At 64.8% G+C, this 5,461-nt stretch carries 7 protein-coding genes; 6 read left to right on the plus strand and 1 reads right to left on the minus strand.

Annotated features, from left to right (window positions below):
* The 5 genes from rpsB to Q0R23_RS15865 form a co-directional block, all read left to right on the plus strand.
* On the plus strand, window positions 1-702 hold a 702-nt coding region (gene rpsB, locus Q0R23_RS15845; RefSeq protein ID WP_293914520.1), incomplete at its 5' end, for a 30S ribosomal protein S2.
* A gap of 234 nt (window positions 703-936) precedes the next feature.
* Window positions 937-1,737, plus strand: a complete 801-nt coding sequence (tsf, locus tag Q0R23_RS15850; protein ID WP_293914521.1) for a translation elongation factor Ts — start codon at window positions 937-939, stop codon at window positions 1,735-1,737.
* Between the two features lie 168 nt (window positions 1,738-1,905).
* Window positions 1,906-2,613 carry a UMP kinase gene (pyrH, locus tag Q0R23_RS15855; protein WP_293914523.1) on the plus strand — a complete coding sequence of 236 codons (708 nt, stop codon included), beginning with the start codon at window positions 1,906-1,908 and terminating at the stop codon, window positions 2,611-2,613.
* 154 nt (window positions 2,614-2,767) lie between these two features.
* Window positions 2,768-3,310 carry a ribosome recycling factor gene (gene frr / locus Q0R23_RS15860; RefSeq protein WP_293914525.1) on the plus strand — a complete coding sequence of 181 codons (543 nt, stop codon included), beginning with the start codon at window positions 2,768-2,770 and terminating at the stop codon, window positions 3,308-3,310.
* Between the two features lie 62 nt (window positions 3,311-3,372).
* On the plus strand, window positions 3,373-4,203 hold the full coding sequence (locus tag Q0R23_RS15865; protein WP_293914530.1) for a phosphatidate cytidylyltransferase: 831 nt from the start codon (window positions 3,373-3,375) through the stop codon (window positions 4,201-4,203).
* 31 nt (window positions 4,204-4,234) lie between these two features.
* Here the strand turns inward: Q0R23_RS15865 and Q0R23_RS15870 are convergent, their stop codons facing one another.
* A complete protein-coding gene (locus Q0R23_RS15870; protein WP_293914527.1) occupies window positions 4,235-4,804 on the minus strand; it encodes a molybdenum cofactor guanylyltransferase in 570 nt (189 codons plus the stop codon).
* Between the two features lie 36 nt (window positions 4,805-4,840).
* Between Q0R23_RS15870 and Q0R23_RS15875 the strand changes: the two genes are divergently transcribed.
* On the plus strand, window positions 4,841-5,461 hold a 621-nt coding region (locus Q0R23_RS15875), incomplete at its 3' end, for an SDR family oxidoreductase (protein WP_293914528.1).

Raw genomic sequence — 5,461 nt, forward strand, 5'->3', positions numbered from 1 at the left:
ATTTTCATCATCGATCTGCAAAAGACCCTCAAGCAGATCGACCGCTCGTTTGATTACATCAAAGACCTCTCCGAGCGCGGCGGCACCATTTTGTTCGTGGGCACCAAGAAGCAGGCCCAGGAAATCGTGGAACTGGAAGCCCGCCGCACCGGGATGCCGTTTGTCACCAGCCGCTGGCTCGGCGGGATGCTGACCAACTTCCGCACCATGCGCACCCGTGTGGACCGCCTCGGCGAACTCGACGAGCTGTTCGAGTCGGGCCGCATCAATGACCGCCCCAAGGCCGAGCGCATCCAGCTCGGCAGCGAGCGTGACCGGCTGCTGCGCTACGTCGGCGGTATCCGCAAGATGACCCGTCTGCCCGACGCGATCTTCGTCATCGACCCGACCAAGGAAGTCATCGCCGTGCAGGAAGCCAATAAACTGGGCATCCCGGTCATCGCGCTGGCCGACACCGACTCTGACCCCGACGTGATCGACTACATCGTGCCCGGCAACGACGACGCCATCCGCAGCATCCAGCTCATCACCCACCGCGTGGGCGACCTGATCGTGGAGGCGCGTGGCGGCGGCGAGGATGTCGGCAGCGAACTGGCGACCGAGAGCGTGGACGGCGAAAGCCCGGCTGCCGAGGCCGCCGAGGAGCCGCTGGCCTCACCTGAAGACATCGCCGTGTTCACCAGCAGCGAAGGCCGCAGCTAAGAAGCCCACCGTTTTTCGGTAGAAAAACCGAGCGGAGCGAGTAGTGGCAAGAGGAGAACCAGGCGAGAATGGAGGGATGGAGCGCGGTTTGCGGAATCCCGAAATGGGAGCCTGGTTCTCCTTACAGAGCGTCCCCACAGTTCACGAGGGGGCGCCGTGCTGGATACGGCGACCCCCATTTTTTATCTACACAGATACATCTACACAGCTACACACAACTCAGGAGGAATCAACATGCTCGAATCAATCAAGAAGCTGCGTGAACTGACCGGCGCGGGAATGATGGACGTGAAAAAGGCCCTGTCCGACGCCGGAAACGACGAGGATAAAGCTGTTGCCCTGCTTCGCGAGCGCGGCATCGTCAAGGCCGCCAAGAAGTCGGACCGCGAGGCCAAAGAGGGCCTGGTGCGCTTCGTCATCGACGGTCACAGGGCTGCGCTGGTGGAGGTCAACAGCGAGACCGATTTCGTGGCCCGCAACAGCGATTTTCAGGCCCTGGTCGAGCAGCTCGCCCAGGCCGCGCTGAGGGCCGGAACCGAGGACCTGGACGCCTTCAAGAACGCCAGGCTGGACAATGGCGAGACGGTGGGCACCGAGTTGGCCGCCGCCGCTGGCCGCATCGGGGAGAACCTGGTGCTCAGCCGGGTGGCCTACCTGGAAGGCCAGAATGTGGCCGGGTACGTCCACAGCAACGGCAAGATCGGCGTGCTGGTGGACCTCTCAGGCGGCAGCGAGCAGCAGGCCCGCGACGTGGCGCTGCACATCGCCGCCGAGCGCCCGCTGTACCTCAGCCGCAGTGAGGTGAACGCCGAAGACATCGAAAAAGAGCGTGAGATTTTGACCAACAAGGCCATCAACGAGGGCAAGAACCCTGAGCTGGCGGCCAAGATCGTCGGCGGTCAGATCGGCAAGTTCTACGAGGAGCGCGTGCTGCCGGAGCAGAAGTTCGTCAAGGACAACTCGGTGACGGTGGGCCATTACCTGGGCGACACCGGCATCCGCCGTTTCGTGCGCTTCGAGATCAGCTCGTCATAATCAATACTGGAGGGCGGCGCAAGTCGCCTTCTTTTTTGGACCGGTGACGGTTGGGCTGCGGCTGAGCATCCAGGTGTTCCAAAAGATCAGTCAGCAGCCGCTTAACTGTACTGCCGGGCCATGAATGGTGAACTTTACCTTGCTCACGGCTTCACTTCGAGGTTTCCCATGCACAAACGCGTTCTTCTCAAGCTGTCCGGTGAATTCCTTTCGGGCGATCAGGGCTTCGGGATCGTGCCGGAAGCCACCGACAAGCTGGCGCACGATCTGGTGTCGGCCCTGCAAGGCACCCAAATCGAGCTGAGCATCGTCATCGGCGGCGGCAACTTCTGGCGCGGTGCGCGCAACGGCAAGGGCATGGACCCGGCCACCGCCGACTACATCGGGATGCTGGGCACCGTCATGAACGCCATGGCGCTGCAAGATTCGATGGAGCGGGCCGGGCAGCCGACCCGCGTCATGAGCGCCATTCACATGGCCGCCGTCGCCGAGCCGTACATCCGCCGCCGGGCCATGCGTCACCTGGAAAAAGGCCGCGTGGTCATCTTCGGCGGCGGCAACGGCGCACCGTTTTTCACCACCGACACGACGGCCACGCTGCGTGCCCTGGAAATCGGCGCCGAGGTCGTGCTGTACGCTAAAAATAAAGTGGACGGCGTGTACGACTCCGACCCGCAGGTCAACCAAGGCGCCAAACGTTACGACACCCTGACCCACATGGACGTCGTCGAGCAGCGCTTGGCCGTCATGGACGCCACGGCCATCACCCTGTGCATGGACAAGGGCCTGCCGCTGGTGGTTTTCGATATTTTTCAGGACGGCAACCTGCGCCGCCTGTTTGCCGGTGAGCGCGTCGGCACGCTGATTACCTCGTAACGAAGATCATCGGGAGATCGGCGCAGCCAAAACCGGCATTCTGCCCGATGCTCTAGACTGTGCCATCTAAACCTCGCCATCAGGTCCAAGCGAGTTGTTCCCACAACCCACTTCCCACAACCCACAACCAATCAAGGAGCCCCCCCTCATGGACATGAAACAGATTCAAACCGAGTCGCGCTCCAAGATGCTCAAGGCCATCGAGGCGCTGGACCAGAGCCTGTCGGTGCTGCGCACGGGCCGCGCCAACCCCGGCATTCTCAAGCGGGTGGTGGTGGACTACTACGGCACGTCCTCGCCCATCGACCAGCTCGCCAGCATCAGCACGCCCGACTCGCGCACGCTGGTGATCGCGCCCTGGGACAGAGGGGCCTTAAACCCCATCGAGAAGGCCATCCGCGACTCGGACCTGGGCCTGAACCCCAACAACAAGGGCGACACCATCTTCATCAGTTTGCCGATGCTGACCGAGGAGCGCAGGAGGGACCTGATCAAAAACGCCCGGACCTACGCCGAGGACGCCAAGGTGGCGGTGCGCAGCCTGCGCAAGCACGCCCTGGACGACATCAAGAAGGTAGACGGCGTGGGCGAGGACGAGATCAAGCGCAGTGAAACCGAGATTCAGAAGCTGACCGACGAGTTCATCAAGCGCGTGGACGACACGGTGAGCGCCAAGGAGCAGGACATTCTAGGGTGACGCTGCCGGAGGACCAGACCCCCCAGGCCACGCCAGCACCGGCCACATCGCCCCCCAGGCGGATGGAATCGCTCAGCACCCGCTTCATCACGGCGGTGGTGGGGCTGTTGGTGGTCTCGCTGGCGGTGTATTTCGGCTGGGTCACCTTCCTGCCGTTTTTGCTGGTGGTCGGCTTCCTGTCGCTGCGCGAGTACATCCGGATGGTGGACCGCCGCGACATCGACGTGCGGCGTTGGGCGCTGTACTTTTTCGGCGCGGCCCTGCTGGTCGCCAGCGCTCCCGGCCTGGGCGCCCCCTGGGTCGGCGGCTCGTGGCGCGAGGTGGCCTTGAGCGCCGCCGTGGGCTACCTGCTGGTCGTGGAGGTCATCCGCCCCGGCGAGAGACCGCTGGAGCGCATCGTCTACAGCATCTTCGGGCTGCTGTACATCCCCTGGCTGCTGGGCTACTTTCTGATGCTGCGCTACACCCCCGACGAGGACGGCGGCCTGCTGTTCTTCGCGCTGCCGCTGCTGGCGACCTTTGCTGCCGATACCGGCGGGTATTTTTTCGGCCATTTTTTCGGGCAGCGCAAACTGGCCCCGGAAGTCAGCCCCGGCAAAACCGTCGAGGGCGCCCTGGGCGGGCTGCTGCTGAGCTTCGGCGTGGTGGTGGTGGTCACCCGTCTGGCCGACATCTGGAGCCTGCCCGACGCCTTTTTGTACGCCGTGATGGTCGCCAGCGCCTCGCAACTCGGCGACCTCAGCGAGAGTCTGCTCAAGCGTTCGCTGGGCGCCAAAGACAGCGGCACGACCTTGCCCGGCCACGGTGGCCTGCTGGACCGCCTCGATTCGTTGCTGTTCGCCGTGCCGATCACCTACCTGTTTTTGAATATCAACGTGTTCGGAATGCGCTGAGCGGGCCAGGCGGTGTCAGCTAGGGGGTCAGCTAATCCGGCAGCTCCTCAAGCCGGTTGACGTTGTGAAACAGGTGCTCAGGCATGTCCAGCGCCGCCCACTCGACGCTGACCACCTCTAGGTGCTCCAAGAGCGCCGACATCCGCCGCTCGCCCTGGTTGAGCAACTCGGTCACGATAGGTAGTGCGCAGACGTGATACAGCGCCGCCAGCGGCTGAGCCCGCCCGTCTGCGCTGTGCCCGACGACGGCCTGAGTGCCCGGCTGGACGAACCCGGCCAGCTTCGCCCAGAAGGCTGCTGTCAGGTGCGGCAGGTCCACCGCCGAGCACACAGCCCAGATTCCCGGTTCCAGCGCTCCCAGGCCCGCTTCCAGTCCGGCCAGCGGCCCCTCGCCGGGGCGGGTGTCAGGTACATTGCGCCAGCCGTCCAGACTGTACTTTCCGGGCGGCGCGACGATCAACCGGGGGCGGCACGCTTCCAGGCTCCCGGCGACCCGTTCCAGCAAGCTCAGCTTGCCCAGCACGGCCAGCGCCTTATCGCGCCCGAACCGCCGCGAAGCTCCGCCCGCCAGGATGATGCCTGCCATTCCGTCCAGATTCACGCCGCCAGTGTGGCACAGGCACTCTAGACTCGGCGCATGACCCTGCACAGTGCCGCACACCCGACGACCCTCATCACCGGCGCCACAGGCGGCATCGGCCAGGCCCTGGCGCACGCCTGCCGAGACCATCACCTGATCCTCCAGGGCCGTGACCGGGCCAGGCTGGACGCCCTGTGTGCCCAGTTTCCCGCTGCCACGCCGCTGCTGCTGCATCTGGAAGCGCCCGGCACCTTCGCGGCGGCGCTGAGCGAGCTGCCGCCCGTCCACAACCTGATCCACAACGCCGGAATGGTCGAACTCGGAGCACTGGAAGCCCAGCCACACGACCTGTGGACCCGCACGCTGGCGGTCAATCTGGTGGCGCCCGCCGAGCTGACCCGGCTGCTGCTGCCGGGCTTGCGGCAGACGCGCGGCTGTGTGGTGTTCATCAACTCCGGCGCGGGTCTGCGGGCCGACGCCCACTGGAGCAGCTACGCCGCCAGCAAGTTCGCCCTGCGCGCCCTGGCCGACAGCCTGCGGGCCGAGGAGGGCGGTCACGGCCTGCGTGTCACCAGCGTCTTTCCGGGCCGCACCGCCACCACCATGCAGGAAAAAGTCCACGCCCAGGAGAGCGCCGCCTACCAGCCGGAGCGCTTTATCCAGCCCTCCGGCCTGGCG

It is taken from the genome of Deinococcus sp. (genome assembly GCF_025362455.1).
In the GTDB taxonomy this organism is placed as follows: domain Bacteria; phylum Deinococcota; class Deinococci; order Deinococcales; family Deinococcaceae; genus Deinococcus.